Origin of the sequence: Candidatus Nitrososphaera gargensis Ga9.2 (assembly GCF_000303155.1) — an archaeon.
GTDB lineage: Archaea > Thermoproteota > Nitrososphaeria > Nitrososphaerales > Nitrososphaeraceae > Nitrososphaera > Nitrososphaera gargensis.
Genome location: NC_018719.1, coordinates 965,229 through 982,697 on the forward strand (window position 1 = coordinate 965,229; position 17,469 = coordinate 982,697).

Annotated in this window: 25 protein-coding genes; 15 read left to right on the forward strand and 10 right to left on the reverse strand. The window is 44.7% G+C overall.

The genetic code is table 11. The features are described 5' to 3' along the window. The first annotated feature begins 73 nt into the window (after positions 1-73). Entirely contained in the window at positions 74-1,087 is a 1,014-nt protein-coding gene (locus NGAR_RS05670) for a hypothetical protein (protein WP_015018716.1), read from the forward strand. Between the two features lie 13 nt (positions 1,088-1,100). On the opposite strand, the gene NGAR_RS05675 is transcribed toward NGAR_RS05670, so the two are convergent. Then, positions 1,101-1,280, reverse strand: coding sequence for an AbrB/MazE/SpoVT family DNA-binding domain-containing protein (locus tag NGAR_RS05675; protein ID WP_015018717.1), 180 nt, complete (start codon positions 1,278-1,280; stop codon positions 1,101-1,103). Positions 1,281-1,367: 87 nt separating this feature from the next. Here NGAR_RS05675 and NGAR_RS05680 point away from each other — a divergent pair, with 87 nt between their 5' ends. Together NGAR_RS05680 and NGAR_RS05685 are read left to right on the forward strand one after the other, a co-directional pair. Beyond that, positions 1,368-2,546, forward strand: a complete 1,179-nt coding sequence (locus tag NGAR_RS05680; RefSeq protein ID WP_148681043.1) for a DDE-type integrase/transposase/recombinase — start codon at positions 1,368-1,370, stop codon at positions 2,544-2,546. A 28-nt stretch (positions 2,547-2,574) separates the two neighbouring features. Then, complete coding sequence (locus tag NGAR_RS05685; protein WP_015018719.1) at positions 2,575-3,303, forward strand: hypothetical protein; 729 nt, start codon at positions 2,575-2,577, stop codon at positions 3,301-3,303. A gap of 156 nt (positions 3,304-3,459) precedes the next feature. On the opposite strand, the gene NGAR_RS05690 is transcribed toward NGAR_RS05685, so the two are convergent. Further along, on the reverse strand, positions 3,460-3,741 hold the full coding sequence (locus NGAR_RS05690; protein WP_148681044.1) for a hypothetical protein: 282 nt from the start codon (positions 3,739-3,741) through the stop codon (positions 3,460-3,462). A 127-nt stretch (positions 3,742-3,868) separates the two neighbouring features. Here NGAR_RS05690 and NGAR_RS05695 point away from each other — a divergent pair, with 127 nt between their 5' ends. Continuing rightward, positions 3,869-4,732 carry a hypothetical protein gene (locus NGAR_RS05695; protein WP_015018721.1) on the forward strand — a complete coding sequence of 288 codons (864 nt, stop codon included), beginning with the start codon at positions 3,869-3,871 and terminating at the stop codon, positions 4,730-4,732. 7 nt (positions 4,733-4,739) lie between these two features. Here NGAR_RS05695 and NGAR_RS19305 read toward each other — a convergent pair whose 3' ends face one another. The 3 genes from NGAR_RS19305 to NGAR_RS05710 form a co-directional block, all read right to left on the reverse strand. After that, positions 4,740-5,021 carry a DNA cytosine methyltransferase gene (locus NGAR_RS19305; protein WP_148681756.1) on the reverse strand — a complete coding sequence of 94 codons (282 nt, stop codon included), beginning with the start codon at positions 5,019-5,021 and terminating at the stop codon, positions 4,740-4,742. Between the two features lie 61 nt (positions 5,022-5,082). After that, positions 5,083-5,619, reverse strand: coding sequence for a DNA cytosine methyltransferase (locus tag NGAR_RS05705; protein WP_015018722.1), 537 nt, complete (start codon positions 5,617-5,619; stop codon positions 5,083-5,085). A gap of 148 nt (positions 5,620-5,767) precedes the next feature. Further along, a complete protein-coding gene (locus NGAR_RS05710; protein WP_015018723.1) occupies positions 5,768-6,925 on the reverse strand; it encodes a hypothetical protein in 1,158 nt (385 codons plus the stop codon). A gap of 147 nt (positions 6,926-7,072) precedes the next feature. On the opposite strand from NGAR_RS05710, the gene NGAR_RS05715 reads away from it, so the two are divergent. From NGAR_RS05715 to NGAR_RS05745, 7 genes are all read left to right on the forward strand, one after another. Continuing rightward, positions 7,073-7,684, forward strand: a complete 612-nt coding sequence (locus NGAR_RS05715; protein WP_015018724.1) for a toll/interleukin-1 receptor domain-containing protein — start codon at positions 7,073-7,075, stop codon at positions 7,682-7,684. A 232-nt stretch (positions 7,685-7,916) separates the two neighbouring features. Continuing rightward, entirely contained in the window at positions 7,917-8,357 is a 441-nt protein-coding gene (locus NGAR_RS05720) for a hypothetical protein (protein ID WP_015018725.1), read from the forward strand. Further along, the gene (locus NGAR_RS05725) at positions 8,338-8,811 is read left to right on the forward strand and encodes a hypothetical protein (protein ID WP_015018726.1); all 474 of its coding nucleotides are present in this window, start codon (positions 8,338-8,340) and stop codon (positions 8,809-8,811) included. The genes NGAR_RS05720 and NGAR_RS05725 overlap by 20 nt, the downstream gene beginning before the upstream one ends. Positions 8,812-8,868: 57 nt before the next feature. After that, positions 8,869-10,143 (forward strand): AlbA family DNA-binding domain-containing protein, encoded by a 1,275-nt coding sequence (locus NGAR_RS05730; protein ID WP_015018727.1) that lies wholly within the window; start codon positions 8,869-8,871, stop codon positions 10,141-10,143. Between the two features lie 317 nt (positions 10,144-10,460). Beyond that, a complete protein-coding gene (locus tag NGAR_RS05735; RefSeq protein ID WP_015018728.1) occupies positions 10,461-10,823 on the forward strand; it encodes an MCP four helix bundle domain-containing protein in 363 nt (120 codons plus the stop codon). Next, positions 10,769-11,236 carry a HAMP domain-containing protein gene (locus NGAR_RS05740; protein WP_148681045.1) on the forward strand — a complete coding sequence of 156 codons (468 nt, stop codon included), beginning with the start codon at positions 10,769-10,771 and terminating at the stop codon, positions 11,234-11,236. The genes NGAR_RS05735 and NGAR_RS05740 overlap by 55 nt, the downstream gene beginning before the upstream one ends. 35 nt (positions 11,237-11,271) lie before the next feature. Further along, positions 11,272-11,928: a sensor histidine kinase gene (locus tag NGAR_RS05745; RefSeq protein ID WP_015018730.1), complete on the forward strand. Its 657-nt coding sequence runs from the start codon at positions 11,272-11,274 to the stop codon at positions 11,926-11,928. On the opposite strand, the gene NGAR_RS05750 is transcribed toward NGAR_RS05745, so the two are convergent. The 4 genes from NGAR_RS05750 to NGAR_RS05765 form a co-directional block, all read right to left on the reverse strand. Next, entirely contained in the window at positions 11,876-12,094 is a 219-nt protein-coding gene (locus tag NGAR_RS05750; RefSeq protein WP_148681046.1) for a hypothetical protein, read from the reverse strand. The two genes, NGAR_RS05745 and NGAR_RS05750, sit on opposite strands and share 53 nt — an antisense overlap. Positions 12,095-12,142: 48 nt before the next feature. Further along, positions 12,143-12,361, reverse strand: coding sequence for a response regulator (locus tag NGAR_RS05755; RefSeq protein ID WP_015018731.1), 219 nt, complete (start codon positions 12,359-12,361; stop codon positions 12,143-12,145). A 295-nt stretch (positions 12,362-12,656) separates the two neighbouring features. Then, complete coding sequence (locus NGAR_RS05760) at positions 12,657-13,844, reverse strand: NAD(P)-dependent oxidoreductase (RefSeq protein ID WP_015018732.1); 1,188 nt, start codon at positions 13,842-13,844, stop codon at positions 12,657-12,659. 47 nt (positions 13,845-13,891) lie between these two features. Beyond that, on the reverse strand, positions 13,892-14,191 hold the full coding sequence (locus NGAR_RS05765) for a hypothetical protein (protein WP_015018733.1): 300 nt from the start codon (positions 14,189-14,191) through the stop codon (positions 13,892-13,894). Positions 14,192-14,414: 223 nt separating this feature from the next. Here NGAR_RS05765 and NGAR_RS05770 point away from each other — a divergent pair, with 223 nt between their 5' ends. The 4 genes from NGAR_RS05770 to NGAR_RS05785 all read left to right on the forward strand — a co-directional run bounded on the left by NGAR_RS05770 (position 14,415) and on the right by NGAR_RS05785 (position 15,834). Beyond that, positions 14,415-14,732: a Rieske (2Fe-2S) protein gene (locus NGAR_RS05770; protein WP_015018734.1), complete on the forward strand. Its 318-nt coding sequence runs from the start codon at positions 14,415-14,417 to the stop codon at positions 14,730-14,732. A gap of 81 nt (positions 14,733-14,813) precedes the next feature. Beyond that, complete coding sequence (locus NGAR_RS05775; RefSeq protein ID WP_187147688.1) at positions 14,814-15,242, forward strand: NAD(P)H-dependent oxidoreductase; 429 nt, start codon at positions 14,814-14,816, stop codon at positions 15,240-15,242. Between the two features lie 56 nt (positions 15,243-15,298). Then, positions 15,299-15,613 carry a hypothetical protein gene (locus NGAR_RS05780; protein WP_015018736.1) on the forward strand — a complete coding sequence of 105 codons (315 nt, stop codon included), beginning with the start codon at positions 15,299-15,301 and terminating at the stop codon, positions 15,611-15,613. Then, a complete protein-coding gene (locus tag NGAR_RS05785; protein ID WP_015018737.1) occupies positions 15,610-15,834 on the forward strand; it encodes a hypothetical protein in 225 nt (74 codons plus the stop codon). Before NGAR_RS05780 ends, NGAR_RS05785 begins: the two co-directional genes overlap by 4 nt. A gap of 6 nt (positions 15,835-15,840) precedes the next feature. Here the strand turns inward: NGAR_RS05785 and uvrC are convergent, their stop codons facing one another. Continuing rightward, a complete protein-coding gene (uvrC, locus tag NGAR_RS05790) occupies positions 15,841-17,469 on the reverse strand; it encodes an excinuclease ABC subunit UvrC (protein ID WP_015018738.1) in 1,629 nt (542 codons plus the stop codon).

The window sequence follows — 17,469 nt, forward strand, 5'->3', positions numbered from 1 at the left end:
TTGTTTAACCTGAGGGTGTCGCGAACGGTTGTTGATTTTCGGTTGTTAGCATCTTCGCGCTGTTAAGTCTATAATGGAACAAGTCAGATTTCCGATGATACCAAGATTTCCTGAAAACGTACCATACTACAACAAGGATGAGTTTATTAGGCACCTACACAAGCTACAGCCAACCATGACTATTTGCATTGCTGCAATTTGTGAGGATTGGGACGGTGCCTTTCCGCGTATAGTATTTTGTGCAGATAGATTAGTTACTGCACTCATACAGTACGAATCTGGTCAAACGAAGATTACAAGATTAACACCATACTGCTTTGCGCTTTCATCGACAAATAACTCACAAGTATCAGATATGATTTTGGAAAATGTCAGAGAGAAACTAGAAAACGAAACTAAACATTTGAAAATAAAGGAAATCACAGAGATGGTAAAAGCCGAGCTGATCAATGTCAAGAATACTAGTATTGAAGAAGATGTTCTTGCAAAATATAATTTAACTGCAAAAAAAGTCAACATTGATCCGGCAGAGTTTGCAGACAGAGCAATGAACGAAGTAAGCAGGTATCGTTATCCGTTAGTATTTGAATGTGTGATATTGGGATTCGACTCGCCAACTGAGGCGCATCTTTATACGATTGAACAAGATGGAAAGTACTATCTTTGGGACTCTCCCGGTTTTGCCTACGCTGGTAGTGGTGGATTCCTTGCATTTTTGCAGATAGCAAAATCACGTCATACGAAGCAAGACCCTGTATCTAGAACTATATCATTGGTTTATTTTGCCAAAAAGGTATCTGAGATGGCTGAGGGTGTAGGAAAAAAGACAACCGACTTGTTCGTGTTATATCCGCATTGGGACGATCCAAATAAGATGGGTGATCCAGATACCGCTTTGTATCTCCTGTACAATCCAAATAGACAAGCACTTTTGTCAACGCTTGATAAGGCATTTGAAGATATTCAAAAATTTGAAGAACAGAAAATCGAGGAAATATCGCACTTGATTGATGAAGCATTAACGCCCAAAGAAGAAGCCAAATCTGATGATGAACAGGCCGAAAAGAAAGACGATGAAGAAAAATAATTGATTGATCGGCTTACTCTGTCTGTTCTTGACTTTTGGGTTTTAGGATAAGTTTGCCATCTTTTACTATCACTTCTAAATCAGTGCCTTCTTCCCATCCTACGCGCTCGACATCTTGCGGGGGTAAATTAACTATCCACTTAGAATATTCTCTATGGCCCACCTTGCGGTTGAACCGCCTCTGGAGCTTCATAATACATGACTTAGGGATACTTGTTAATAAATGTAGGCACCTAAAGGTTTATATAATTAGGCACCTAATTAGTGTTAGGTGCCTAAAATGCAAACAAGCACAAATAACGGGTCAGAAGCTCGCATGACTAGAGGATTGCAGATACTTGAAAGTGGAAAGAACATAGTTGAGAACGAGGACGGAAGCTTTACTGTTCCTTCTCAAACAAGCAAAACGACCTATGAAGTGCGCTTAATTCAGACAACATGGGTATGTACCTGTCCTGATTTTGAATACCGCAAGGTCGAAGCCTGCAAGCACATTTTTGCCGTAAGGCTATTCATAGCTGCTAACACGTACATCAAGAATGAGCCAAAGCCCAAAGTATTTGCAGAGGATGCTATCCCATGCGACAAGTGCGGCTCTATCAGGGTTATCAAGTTCGGCATTGCCAACAAGAAACAAACCTACTATTGCAAAGACTGCAAGCATAAATTCAGACAGGCATCAATGCTCAAGAAAGCAAAGTTCAATCCTGAATTGATATCTCTGACGCTAGACCTCTATTTCTCTGGCCTGTCATTAAGGAAGATTGCTCGCAGCGTAAGTGATCACTTCAATGTCGATATTGGCTACGCAACCATCTACACATGGATTCAAAAGTACATCCCTCTCATATCCGAGTATGTTAACTCACTGGTACCAAAGGGGCTTTCTGATACATGGCACGCTGACGAGCTATTTATAAGAATGAAAGATGGTGTACAAGTCAGGAATAACAAGTCGGTAGGCATTGTCTGGAACATAATGGACAGAGACACTAGGTTCCTGATAGCATCCAAGCTGACAGAGGATAGGGGAGAAGAAAGCGCGATTGCAGCGTTCAGAGAAGCCATAAGGAACGCTCATGCCTACAGAGCAGAAGCAAAACCAAAGCAGATTTACACTGATGGGCACAAGGCGTACGAATCTGCAATATCCACACTGTTCAGGAAAAAGTCTATTCGACCAGAGCATAAGGCTAACTGCGGCGTTGCAAAGCCTCATGCTAACAACAACCGAATTGAAAGACTCAATGGAACGCTGAGGGAAAGGACAAAAGTGCAGCGCGGCTGGAAATCAAAACAGACACCGTTAGCAGAGGGTGCAAGAATACAATACAACTTTGTAAAGCCGCATATGGCACTAGAGGGAAAGACACCGGCAGGCGCAGCGGGTATGGAAGTTAAGGGGTGGAACGAATTGCTTGCAAAAGCGATGGATTCTAAGAGGCAACAAGCTAGCTAATATATTGCATCTGTCAATTGCATATCGCTTGTCTGCTGGCAATGTTGAAAGGACTCACATGGAAATCCCTTCAATAGAATTATCAGAACGTACTTTGACTGACATTTGTACCATTATTGATGAACAAAGACAGCAAATTGATGGTGAAGAACCACGCGTTACTTACACGGTTAAAGAAAAAACCAGAGATTTTGTGACGCATAATTCTGAGGATTTTATCAAGCACGCCATAACTCGGGAACTTGGAAGAATTGAGATTTGGTATTATCATAGTAAGAGAAAAATCAGAATTGATCTAGTGGTCAAGTCTTATGGTCATTCAGATTTTACAGTAGAGGCCGACAATCGAATATGGGTAGACGGAATAACCAGAAGATTAGAAGGTGTATTTAGAAGCTACAAAACAAATAACGACCTTTTTCACTCTCGTTGGAAAAGTGCTATTCCGATCTACATCGGGCTGGGTGTTTTATTAGGCGTCACAATCTTGCTCGTCGGGTCATCCTTTATACCCATTATATCAGAGGATGGAGAAGATAACACTCTCGCAGCATGGACTTTTATTGGTGGCTTTGTTGGAGCGTGGTCAATATTGGGATGGAACGGACTATTCGAGTGGTTATTCCCAGAAGTTGAGACAGAGTACACTCCACAGAAAAAATATAGAAAAAGATTATTGACAGTGATAAGCACAGTGCTTGGCACTATTAGTTTAGGCTTATTCGTAAACTATCTCTTTGCTATACTTCAGAACTAATCCCAACTTTTTTTCAACAACCGTTTCTAACACCCGAAGATTAAACAAAATCAAAATTTACAACATTTGTGATTTTATGTTGCAATTAACATCGATATCATGCTCATGACACGCATAAATCATATCCGTTCTTGCAAGTCCTACATGGGTATATATTCACGCATAAATCCGGATCTGCACGGTCCGCGGCATTCGGGAAAACGCGAAAAAATGGGACGACTGCATCAGGATTCGGGCATCGACCTTTTTACAAGTTCCATCGCGTAGTGTCCACCCCCAGGCCATGCCAGAAAAATAAAACTGTTCCAGCAGCGATTCTATCTCCGCGGAATATTTTGCAACATCAGGGTCCATGTACAGTCCGCGTAACGTTTCATTGCCCCTGATGAGCTTTCGGATGTGCCGGTCGTGCCGCCGCTTGATGTCGCGGTCCTTCAAGGATAGCGGTTGCGTCCTTTTTGATTTTCTTGTCATCGGCAGAGACGTTTTCTGTCGCAATATTTAGAATCGCGTTTATCCTTCGTTGTCCTGAAAGGATAAATCAAGCCTAATCACACTAGATCGGTTGTCGACGGACCTTGCAGAGGAGCTAAAAATCCAATCGGTCAGGGATTTAGAGCAAGCGAAGTCAATACTGAAACAGGGAGAAAACTTGGAACATGTTGCTTGGTTCTGCGAGCAGAGCTATGAGAAGCTGATAAAGCATGTCTATGCGCATTTCAAAATCAAGATACAGAACAGAAGCGTCAGCGGCGTATATGACAAGATATTCCGCGCAGGACATTACGACTCACCTGACCTTGTCCTGAACATGCTAGGAGAATTGGCAAGGGAATTCTGGGATATGTATAACAGAGGCCTAAGTGTACTACCTAAGTTGTCTGATTCTGATAGAACCATATTGAAACGATTCATAGATAATGTCCCACAAGATGCACTTAGGCGGAATGAACGCCACATAGAATCCATAAGAAGGAAGATCGATATGGTAGTAAACAAAGACAAAGAGTTTGAATCATTTCTCAGAAATTCAACTTATGAGAAGCTTCATGAATCCATGATGAAATACGACTACAATCAAATTATAGATCAAACTGTTGCGAAGAATACGGCTGGGCTTGAGGGTCTTGTGGGCGTTGACCCGAATGTATTGATGAAGGGAATAAACTCCCAGCTGTACAAAGACTACTATCTTTTTGTCGCTAAACTTCTGGGCTTGGCAGAATGGCTGTTGCCAAATATTTCAGGATCTAGATACCCTTTAAGGGAGTCTGGATTTGGTAACCTGAAGCTGTACAGAGAGTTGAATGACCAGCTAATCTTGTTCTTTGGATATATGGTATCTATTCTAGACGGATTGCAGACTGGGAAAGACCGTTTCATTTCAAGTATAATTTCTATATTGAAGACGGGAAGCGATCAGCATTAGTTATTGATCAAAGATGCGGGATGGCGAGTACGCCTTTGACATATTGTGCCAGCTTAAAAGCTAGCAGGGGAGGAACTGCGTTTCCAATCAGTGTTTCAATTTCTCTCTGTGCAGTAGGAGTGAGTTTGTAATAGAATGGAAATGATTGTATCGTCAGAGCTTCTATATGATTTAGAACCCGCAGGCCGTCATGGTCTTGAATATGAGCAGAAGTTTTAGCAAATGAATTGTATCTGCATGTTACAGTTTGATAGGGTCGATGAATCGCCTCCGGTCTGAATGCTTTCAGCTTGGCAGGGCTTTGTGTAAAAAGTAATAACTAATAAAAACAAAGTCATGCAATCAAACAGCTATCCAAGCATGGATTGTTGACTTTTTAAACAAAGCTGCTTGGCAGATTGCTCCGTGTCAAGATACTTCTGCCCGATTTTATCGGGCTTAAGCTTGATATTTGAAAAGAATGCTCGCTCACGGCCTTGCAGGACTCCGAAATCTCCTGCATAGAATACCTCTTTGAAAGGAGCCTGAACATAATCAATGCATTCTGGAACATTTTCCATTATCCAAACTTTGGGTTTGACTTCGTTGACTATTCTCATGAACTCGTCGCACAGTTCAGTATTGCATTCTCTAGTCTTTGTGTTTGCAGAACTGAACGTCTGGCATGGTGGGCTTCCGATGACAACATCTATCTTTCCCACAAATGGTTTGCCATCAAAAATTCTCAGGTCTTGGCAGACTGCATTGCCAATATTTGCTTGGTATGTCTCACAAACAGTATTCCAATTGTCCACTCCTAACACGTGTTTGAATCCTGCCTTTACAAAACCTAGGGAAAATCCGCCCGCTCCGCAGAATAAATCAATGAAAGTCGGACCATCGTTCACTCATTCACCTTTTCTTCTGGACGTGCTTGGCCTTGCACAATGGGCAGATGCAAGTGTGGCGCTTGATGGTTATGCGGTCCACATCAATATCGATGTCGATGTGGATTTAAGCCGATTTCGATACTGCATTATATACTTTAGCCTGATACTATTGAACCCGATAATGCCTTACCACAAATCTATTAGGTACAAATTCAATAATCACTTCATACAGGCCACTGCCATTGGGGTAGCTGTATTCGATGTGATACATTATGAAAAGTCTGTTAGGAGGTTCCTGCTGCAACGTTCTGAGACGGGCGATAACAGGTATATCAAATCGTAACGGTACGGTTTCTCCTGGCATAACTACTGCGGGTGGTCCAAATTGTGCATTGTTAAAGACTTCTGCTGTTGGTTCATCAGCGCGCAATTGTATTACGCTTTGGAATCTGACGTTCTCTGCAGGGAGCTGACCATAATTCTTGATAAAAAGAATTCCCGTATTGATGATGCCATCCAATGGCTGCCCTAATCTTATCATTTCATTAACGCGCTCTGCAGTAATTTGTTCTCTGTTAGGAAGGAATATCCCTTCTTCCACCAAATCTTCCCTCCCAAGCCAAGGCCTAAGTTGTGCATTCATTTGTGTTTTGGTTAGAGATACCTGTTCTTCGAGGTTCTTGTTCTGGCGCCTAAGCTCGATGACTTGATCTTTGGAGAATGACATATTGGTGACAAGAGCAACGACGGTAACTAACCCAACACCTATAGACATGATCAAACCAATAAGGGTATAGCCATTTAGCTCTGTCTGCAACTGATCACTAAGTGAAATTACAGGGATATTCCATGTAGATTCCTCTCTTGTAACAAAATCTCCTGAAGTTGCATTTGAAATAATTGAAATCAATCTTATTTGGTTCAGGCCTTCCCGATCTGAAAAGAATATTCTATAATGTTCCTTCGAAGAAAAAGGTTCTACTATTAGAGGATTTGCAAAGCTAAATTGTTTGAAAACGTCCCCACCAACAATCACCTCGAGCTGAGAATCTATTGACAGAGGAAAGTCAGCCTTATTCTTGTAAAGAACTTTGTATTCCAATTCATCATTTGGAGCGGCAGGTCTGCTTCTAAAGTGATTGTTTATTGTGATATCTCCACTTATGAATTCATTCTCAAAACTATAGTTTACAAGCTGACCAGTAAGAGCTTTCGGAAGATTAATGTAAAAGGCAGTCAAGACAGGCAGAACACCGAAAAATAGTACTCCGATAATCGCATAGAAAACGATAGATTTGCGCTTTTTCTCTCGGCTACTGGCCAATGACTGTCTAAAGCTTATTATCGTAGAATTCTATATTAATATCTAATAGAACTTTCGGCTAACGATTTTGACGGTGAAGAATACAGCGTTGCTAGGCATACTGTTTACACGATAATCTTATTTTCTGGTCAGCGCTAGCAGGCTTGGATGTCCGACACGGAAAATCCTGTGGCCATATTCATCAGTTACAATTCCGCAGATAAACAAATAGCTTCCAACATTGCCATTTTTCTTGCCGCTGAAAATATTCCGACGTGGTTTGACGAATGGAAAGTATCTGCTGGCGACTCGATAGTGGGAGAAGTGCAAGAAGGACTGAAGGGATGCACTCACTTCTTGATTTTGTGGTCGAAAAACTCGAACAAATCGAATTGGGTCAGAAAGGAACTGGAATCGACAATCGCTAGGGCCATACAGACGAAGGTACCAAGGATTATTCCGATACGCCTTGACGACACGCCATTACCTGCCCTCTTGGCCGATATCAAGTACCTTAGATATAGAGGGGGAACGGAACGCGACCGTTACGATCTGGTCGAATCAATCAGTGGTAAGAAGCCGAGCGCAGACTTTATCCGCGCGATAGTTAAGAAATACAAGGAAGTCGTCCGTGATCCTGATGCTGAGGGACCTTTTGAATACAAGGTCTGCCCTGAGTGCGGCTCGGATAACTTGGAAGGTTCGTCATTTGTTTCCAGTGACGAGGAGTTTTACGTCCTAGGATGCAAAGAGTGTGGATGGTCTACGGTGAGTCAGTAATGGACTGTTCAACGTAGTTGATTATAACATTACAGCCTACAAAATAAACGATGAATGATAGCGAAAAATTTATTGTAAGAAGATACAACGATAGTATATGAATCCCTGGAATTAAGCTTCCAATTCAGCCGAAAGAGCTATTCACCGAGGGTACCCGCGAGCTTTCATTGAAAGATCTTACCACTGAAAATCTTACCACTGAAAAATTGAGCAGTTAAAGGCAGACGGGGAATTGAAATTAGCCACAAAAGAGACGCCCGTATTTCAGGAGGGAATAGTCGCGTACTTGGACATACTGGGATTTTCAAGGAAGAAGGACGAAGATGAGGTTGACAGGTGCTTTACAGATTTCCCAAATCCCTTGATATATGCCGCAAAAATATTCGACAAAGTTCGATTCAGCATGTTTAGCGACTGCGCCGTGTTGGCGGCAGACCAAAAGGACGCGGCTGATCTCATTGCGACTATCCGTTCAGCATTTCGAAACTGGTCCTTTGACGGAATCTTGGTACGCGGTAGTATCTGCCTAGGAACTTACGTCGAAAGGAAATCTATATTCTATGAGACTGCGCCACCTAACTTCAGGGGGGTTTATCATTTCGGGTACTGGCCTTGTAAAAGCTGCGAAGCTGGAAGAAAAGAAGCCAGCCGCGTTGCTTTTCACAGACGATGAATGCGCTAAATTTCTGAAAGAGCGATATCAAGAACCTGTGTTCTGCTACGGTCCATACAAGGTAATCGGATGGTCCGATGACCCTGCTGTTCTCAAGTGGTTTATGGGAGTATCCTTGGTGAGAGCCCTAAAACTTCTAGCAACGAAGAATAAGAAATTTCGAGACCCTGTAAAGAAAATGCTCATTAGTGTTAATCATGCTCTTGAATTTGACAAGGACTACTTCCTCCATGGTTTGATGTTGATGACATTGTCCGCTCCCTTCGTCCATCCTTGGGCAAAAAAGATAGTTTGCGATATACTCGGTATAAAGGAAGCCCACTTCCAAAAAATTAAGCCTGCAATAGACGGAGCTTTGAAAGGCAGAAATGGACTTCAATTTTTAGAAGGGCTAGCCGATTCCGATTCTAGTATGCCTTCTTATGTGCATGTCAAGGACCCTTTGAAAGATTGACTTCAACGCTACGGATTACAAGTTAAATACTGAGGTTATTTTCTATTCGTAGTCTCTATGGACTGGTCAGAAGTTCAGAAGCTTATAGGAGACCTAGAACGAGTGCGAGTAGATTACAAAGAAACACCCTACTTAGAAGCAGATCCCAAGGATATTGCAGCCGATTTGGTGGCATTTGCGAATAGACAAGGTAGACATATCCTTGTTGGAATAAAGGATGATAAATCAAAGGAAGGCAAGAAAATCAATGCAGACGAATCCCAACTGCGGATCTTGAACATTGCAAACAATAATTGCAGTCCTCCAGTCAGTTTATCCTTTGACTTCCATTCTGCATCGGATGGGGATGTTTTGATAGTATATGTTCATCGCAAAAAAGACATGCCGCATGCGGTTGTGGAAAGAAGAGGCGCAGAGATTTACCGAAGAACCTATTATGTCAGAAGCGGCGGTGGTAAGCGTCTGGTCGATGATAGTGTTCTCCGGTTTCTCTTTCGTGAGCAATTTGAATTAGAGATAGATACTGCTGCTAGCCTATGTTTTTGGTACGATCGTTCCTCTCCTACCCAAAATATCATGGAAGGGGTCGCGGATTATTCTAATTACATGTATGCATTTTTGAAGAGACTTAATTCATCAGATTTGCAACAGTTATTATCAGACGAGAAAAAGATGATGGCAGGGTTAATACTGGAAATATTTCCTTATGCCTTTCTTCTGGATTTGTCATGGCGGTTTACATTTTCCTGGGCTTCTAGAATCAATCGTGGCTCAGACGTTATGTCTTCATTCACCCCTTCAAGAGCTGCGGACCTACCGTCAAGTAATATTACTTACAAAGAAATTCCCCTTCCTTCTGGGCCTACCCTATCAAAACTTTCACTTGACGTAGCCCAAGTATTTCGAGAATCCCCGTTTCAATTAAAACTCCCGAAAGGTACAACAATAGAAATAGAAAATAGATCAGAGGATACATTTCTCACCCTCAAGAATCCTAAGTTTACAGTAAGCATTGGTATGTCAATTAGTAATTGGAATGAAGGACTGCCCTATCCTGTTGCCTTGCCCGAAGGAGAGGATAACGATGAAAAATATGCATTTGTCAAATTCAATATGATGTTTGACGCAGACTTCAATCTGCCAGATGTAAGTGACGATCTCTTTGAAGAACACAGCAAATTTGTTCATACGATTGAAGATACTATTCTGAATGAATGGCATTGGGATGTAGTTGTTGCCAAATTGAAGGACAGACGCATCGATAACATACAAAATAACGTAAGGAATATTCTTGCTTACATGGAAAATCCCGATCCTGAATATGAAAGTTGACTAAAGTCGCTATATCGCTAGTGAATTCTAAATCCTTTCGTTGTTTCATACGTCCAGCAGAACCGAAATCCCGTTTTTCATCAGAACACAACCATGGTTCGCTTAACTGAAATCGCTAAAAATTCAAAAAAGCCCCACCTCAAATTTCCAATAGGTCCCTTCGGCCCCACTTTTGCACCTATTAAGGTCATTACCATCAGAATCTTTCCTCAAAATAGGCTTTTCAAACTGCTTGCTCAGCCTGTCACAAAAATGATACTACAAACCTTATGCCCAGCCGATTTTCTCTCGAGGTAGCAAATGCTTGGCAGAACTAAGTGAAATTAGTGATTAAACTGTTTTCCGTGTTTCTTACAATAGCCGTACTAATAATCATAGCTGGGTATCTGGGCTATAATCAAGTAACCAATTCATCGGCCTTTTCCAAGGTAGAAAGCGACGACATGCCTGCATTATGGGCTCTTGGTGATATCGAAGCTGCCATCCTCCGCATAGAGCTTGAGCCAAGTGAATACATAGTCAAGTCCGATAAAGAGCATTCTGAAGAGTTGCAGGAAGCAAAAGAAGAGATACTGGCCGCGCTCGAAGTATATGGAAATGGGGGCGTGAAGAAAAGGCAAGCGAGATGGCACAGGAAGTGGAAGAGCTCATCTCGATGGGCAAAGAAATATTCCTGCTAAAAGACAGCGGGGTTTCTGAGCAAGTTCTTGAGCAAAAATTCGGGCAGCTTGATGATCCCTTGGACGCATTCACAGAAGAGCTGAACAATGAAGAGCTGCTGATCTCTCAATATGCAGAGAGCTCGCTTATGGTAGTCAAGGACGACATACAGCTTACTCTCAATGTGACTGCCGCCCTTGCCTCGGTTGTTGCAGAGATAGCGACAGGCACAGGCATCTATAACACATACTCGATCTCAAAGCCAATCTCAAAACTTCGAAATGCCGCCCGCGAAATAGGCAGTGGCAACTTTGACGTTGAAATCCCTGCAACAAAAAGTGCAGATGAGATAGGTGAGCTGTCTGCGCAATTTAGAAAAATGAAAGAAGATCTGATGCACAAGGAAGAGATGCAAACGAGTTTATCAGCGTGACATCTCACAAGCTTCGCACGCCGATCTAGCCAATCTTGGGATTTGCCGACCTTGCTCTGAAAGGGCAGGTGCCGGCAGACGAAGCACTAAAAGTGATAGTAAAGGAAGCCAGGAGGCTCCAGCGGCTTACAAATGACATCTTGGATGTGAGCAGAATAGATGGAGGCAGGATAAGCTATATGATGGAGGAGATCAAGCTTAACGACCTCGTCCTGAATGTGATAAATTCGGCACGAGTCAATGTCGGCGACAGGGTGTCGCTCAAGACTGCCATAAATACTGAAAAGGATCTGGTCATCAGGGGTGACAGGGAGCGGCTCATGCAGATGCTGACCAACATACTTGGCAACGCCGCCAAGTTTACAAAAGAAGGCGCAATAACTGTGGAGACTGGCTACAGCGACCGCGGCAAAGGTGACGTAGTGATCAAGGTCAGCGATACCGGCGGAGGCATACCTGGGGAAGTCCTACCAAACCTCTTTGGCAAGTTCGTGACCAAGAATGTCGGCAACGAAAACAAGCAGGGCACCGGTCTTGGGTTATTCATAAGCAAGGCAATCGTCGCGGCTCACAAGGGAAGCATCTCTGCGCACAACAAAGACGGCGCCAGTTCACAATATCGCTGCCTGTCAATGCAAGCTAGCGAACATACTTCAATCTCTTTGCAAAATCCGTTATCTTTTCTTTCGTAAGGTCCGAGTCTTTCATCTGGCCGATCTCTTCGTTCAGCTTTTCTAGCATGCCGTATGCCTTTTTGCTTTCTATCACGCTGACAAGCTCGTCAAGGTCGAATGGCTTTTGGATTATTTCATTGACCTTCTTTAGCTTCTTGATGGAATCAAAAAGAATATCCTTCAAGTACGTGGTAGCAAATATTATCCTCAGTCCTGGGTCTGCGGCAAGAATCTATTTTGCCACTTCTATTCCATCGCGTATGGGCATCCTGTGGTCTAGCAAAACAACATCAAATGGCCTGTCGTTTTTTGCCTGCTGTCTGTTCGCCTTATACATTCCGACGCAGGCGTCACCATCGTTGACAACCGTGATTTCGTGCTTCATACCTTCAAGCGCTAGTTTGTACATGCGGGCTATTGATTGCTCGTCTTCTGCCACGAGGATTTTCAATACGCGCCATGCATGCATGCTGCAAAGATGCAGTTAAGTATTTTCTAGAAAATTCCTTAGAAGGCGCTGCTCGGAGTGGCGGCTATATTATACCATGCTGTACTTTACTTTGCCACTTGTCCTTTCTTTTTCCATCTTTTGTCTCTTGTAACAGTCAAAGCAGAGGTCGTTGTAGGCGGTCTCGATTTTCATCCTGCAAATCAGGCACAGCATATAATAACTAACCAAAACAGAACTGATATGTAACGCTTATATCGACATTGGAATCTTTTTCTACAACAAGACACTATTAATGCTACTGCTTCAGATTATGCGCCTTGATTATGGCTTCATCGAGGACCTTGCCGCCCTTGATGCTGATAGCCCTTACAAGCTCGGGCCGCGGAACATTGTTTACAATGTCCTTGATGTATTCTGCTATTATCGCAGACAAGGTCGTTGACGCGTATCTTGGGACGATCGATGGGATGTTCGGGACGCGGATAAAGATGTTGCCAAAATAATCAGTTTGCGCCGGGTTCAATATCGTGCCGGTACTCGAAGGCGAATACTCGCCAGACGGATTGATATATGGAAAGTTGCCACCTTGGTCGACTGCGACGTCAATGATTATCTTTTTCCTCATTTCAGATACTTCCTTTAGTAGCTTTTCATCAATGACCCTGTCAGCCTTTTCCTTATCATACGTCGAGCCAATGATGACGTACGCTCCACGCAGAATGTCCCTGTCAGCGACCGCAGCAACTGAGCACTTTGGCAGCTTGAGCTCCTGCAGGTATTTCCTACGCGCCTCGCGTTTTTCGACTATTGTTACCTTGGCTCCAAGCGCCGAGCACACCCTGGCTGCCATCTCGCCCACGTTTCCTCCGCCAAATATCACCGCCATCTTATCATGCAGCGACAGCATGCGCTTGAGCTCATTGTCGATGCTGACATTGACGATGTGCTCAAACCCTTCAACAAACTTGGACTTGACCTGGTCTGCGCCTGTCTTTAGCCTTATTGACTTATCGTGCTTGAAGGCATAGTTGTGGAAAAAACCTGCCCAGATGCCTGACACTGTGCCGGCAATCCTGCTCATCGGCATCAGGAGCGGCGTCTGTCCTCTTTCATCAACCACCTTCTCAAACGATATGAAGGTGGCCCGCGACCTTACTGCCGCGTCGGTCAGCTCCCTGCTTGATTCAAAGTGGTTGAATCCAAAGATCGTGTGCTCTGGCCTGATCCGCTCGTGCTCACTCTTGCTCACCTGTATCTCCTTGACCTTGACAATTAGGTCTGCCTTGCCGTATAGCTCTGCCTGGGAGCCGACGACTGTCGCGCCGGCAGAGCTATATTCATCATCAGAAAAGCCGCTCTTGGCTCCTGCTTGGGTCTCGACAAGGACCTTGCTGCCAGAACCTACGAGCGACGAGACAGATCGAGGGGTAAGGGCCACCCTGTTCTCATAGTCCTTTACCTCCCTTGGAATCCCAATTATCATCAAACGTATTCCCTAGAAGTGAATCATTTATTACTATTTTGCGCAGGTCACTTGATGCAATTTGCGATCTCGCTGTAAGACCCAAATGTATCCTTTGCTTCAGGTAGGTGTCTCTCGATGGCCTTTGTGGCTGACTCTGCAAAGATCTGCGCTGGGTCGTACCTTTTTAGTAATTTGGAAATCTTGCTTCCAGACGAATACAGCTTTTCAAAGTAGAGCACCGAGCTCTCTTCAATAATTAGATCGGCGTCATGGCAGGAAATGCCGTTTTTCCTCAGATGCTGTTCGAGCTTGCCGGCATAATGGGCAAAATGAATGGAATAGCCATTCTCGTGGGCCTCTGCCATTATATCGGATATAATGCAGTCACATACTTTTCAATTTTGCGGGATTAGAACAAAGTTCTAAAATTGCTTTTACTGAGCAAGTCTATGTTAACATAATCTCCTGCAAAACGGCGGCCCGGGTTTCTGTTCCGTTCACCGAAGGTCGCTATTGTGGCGGAGAGGAAAGGCCAAACACGGAACTGGCTCATAATAGCCTCCCCGCCAGCAGGAGGAGTGATTGGAAATGCCCGAGAATAATAATAATTTTCAGTACGTCTCCAGCGTCGATGAAGTATCTTCAGGACACTCAAAGGCGTTTTCAATAACAGGCGAGCGCGGCAAGATTGAAATCGCGCTTTTCAATTTGGGGCAATTTTATGCGATATCAAACATCTGCGTCCACAAGGGCGGGCCGCTGAGCAAGGGCGCACTTGAAGGCGACATCGTGACATGCCCTTGGCATGGTTGGAAGTACTTCATTAAAAACGGCAAGTCACCCCACAAAGGCGGCGACAGTATCAGCTCATACCCCTGCGGGTTTCTGGAGGACGGACATGTGTGAGTCCCGTTCCTGAAAATGTTGGGAAAAAGACATCCAAACCGCATAAGCGTTACCAAGAACTTCAGGCAGCATATTGCCAATATGGCCGGCTCGCGGGTTCTTCCGGCGGACGCAAGGGTGCGAGTGCTCGGCATATCTGCGGCCAACATGAACGATGATGTCGCGCCATGGACAAGCACCTCTGAAGCGGCTCTCGAATTTGCGCTGGACTATGCAAAGAACAAGCACAACACCGACACTATCATGCTCGACTTACGTCAGCTGAACTTTCGCCACTGCGAAGGCTATTACTCTAAAAATGCAAAGGCGTGCATATTCCTGTGCTCGATATCCGAGATGGACGAAAAAGATCAGATGATCGAAATCTATGACAGGGCCATAGTGTGGACAGACGTGGTCATTGTTGCAACTCTGATCAGGTGGGAAAGCACAAGCTCCCTCTACTACCAGATGGCGCAGCGCATGAATTGCGTACAGAACCAAATAGTAACACATAACACAACTATCTGATACGCGATAAAGTGGGAGCCTTTATCATAACCTGCGGGCAGGACAACATCCAGCACGTGGCAGGCGAGCTTCCGTCGTTCTGGTCACAACTTGGATTCGTGTTTGGCAAGTTCCCTTTTGTCGGCTCGCATTTAAGGGAGTTAATAAAATTGCTCCACGCTAGACTTTCCTCTAACGCCTTCTTTGGCTTCGAAATTACGGCTACTGTTGCAGTTGCAGCGGCAGTCACGTCTAAATCTAAAGCCTTTGATTCTTCTATAAAAATTCTCGATTTTTCTAGATATGCCGGTTTGTTGGTTTGCTTCGATTCTAGAGACTTTATTTTCCCCGAATCAAAGTTTAAGACCATGCAGGACAATATTACCTCATGAGCGAAAAGAACACCACCTCCTTCAACCCTGCAGGCATTCTGACAGCCCCCTTTGTCATCGGGACAGCCGCGCTTGAAATGACCCTGATGACCACGCTTTCGCTTGCAAGAGTCGCACAGATAGCCGTCCAGTCTGCAGACACTGCGCTTGCAAAGTATATTGAGCTGACCGAGCAGGAGATAAAGAAAGGCAGCCGGCGCGAAAGCGTAAAGGTAGAGTAGTAGAATCTAGTGCCGCAACTTGCGTAGATTTACGTTGTATGCAAGACCGAACCTGTGGGCCTCGTCTCTTGCGTGTTGGAGCATCTTGAGACCTGCGTTGCTCTTTGGCAGCACGATAGGCTCCTGCAAGCCGGGCATATAGATCTCTTCATTCTCCTTTGCAAGACCTATACATGGGACATCATGTATCCCAAGGCTTCGAAGCGAAGCGACAGCTGCGCCGAGCTGGCCGTGGCCGCCGTCTATGACTATCAGGTCTGGCAGCTTTTCATCATCACCAGCAGAGTGGTATCTCCTCCGCACAAGCTCGCCTATCATGGCAAAGTCGTTCTGGCCTGCAACCGTCCTGATCCTGAATTTCTTGTATGATGACTTGGCCGGCTTGTTGTTGGCAAACCTGACGCATGACCCGACCGCAATCGAAGTCCCAAGATTTGAAACGTCAAAGCAGTCAATGACCTCTGGCATGGAAAGAAGCCTGATGGCGTTTTTCAGCTCCACCACAGCCGGGTCATAGCCTCTCTCGATGTACATCGATAGGTTCCGGGAGATTAGATCCATGAGCTGGCGCTTTTCCTTTGCCAAGACATGCCTGATGTTAAAGATGCTCACCCTGTGCCCTGCAATCTTTTCAAGCGACCTCTCTAGCACCTGCCTGTCATCTAGGTCTTCGTTGACGTATAAGAACCTTGGAATCACCGGCACAGAGGAATAGTACTGGACAAGGAATGATGAAAGCGAGTTATCCCCGACGAGATCGAACTCGAACTTTTTCCTATCGCTGATGACGCCGCGGGTCCGTCGGAGCGCCATCACATGGGCTATCCCCTTCTTGTTATCCCTCATTATGCTGATGTATTCTTCGTCGGGGTTCCTATTCACAGCCTTTTCCATCTTTTGCTTGACGCGGAGGTTGTTCAACCTGTACAGCGTATCGCGGATCTCCTTGGCTCTTTCATAGTCCCCTAGGTCTGACGCGCGCTTCATTTCATCCTCCATATTGTTTGCAAACTTGTCGATGCTGCTCTTGCCCTCCAAGATATCTTGCAATGCCATGACATTCATCATGTAGTGCCCGCGCGTCACATTGGCTATGCATGGCGCTTCGCAATTCTTGATAAAGTACTGGAGGCAGGGCGTCTTGGGCAGCCTGTTGCATATCCTTATCTTGAATAATTTCCGCAAAAGCCCGACGGTCAGGAACTTGGAGCTCCCGCGCACAAACGGGCCGTAGACCTTGCCCTTTGGACCGAGGAACTCGCCGTTTCTATTGCGCCGCGCGACCAGCAGGCGCGGGAATGGTTCGTCGGTTATCTTTAGGTAGGTATAGCGCTGCTGGTCCTTGAGCTCGATGTTGAATACGGGGCGGTAGCGCTTGATCAGGTTCGACTCTAGCAAGAACGCCTCTATCTCGTTGTCTGTGACGATAAATTCAATGTCTGCTATCTTGTTCACAAGCCTGCTGGTCTTCCATCCGACGTCCGGGTCGTGCTTTGTGAAGTACGAAGTGACACGCTTTCTCAGGTTCTTTGCCTTGCCGATGTAGATTATCTTGCCATCGCTGTCCTTCATCAGGTACACGCCCGGCTCGTCGGGCATGCGCTTTTCTTTCAGGATTGTTGTTGCGGCCACCAT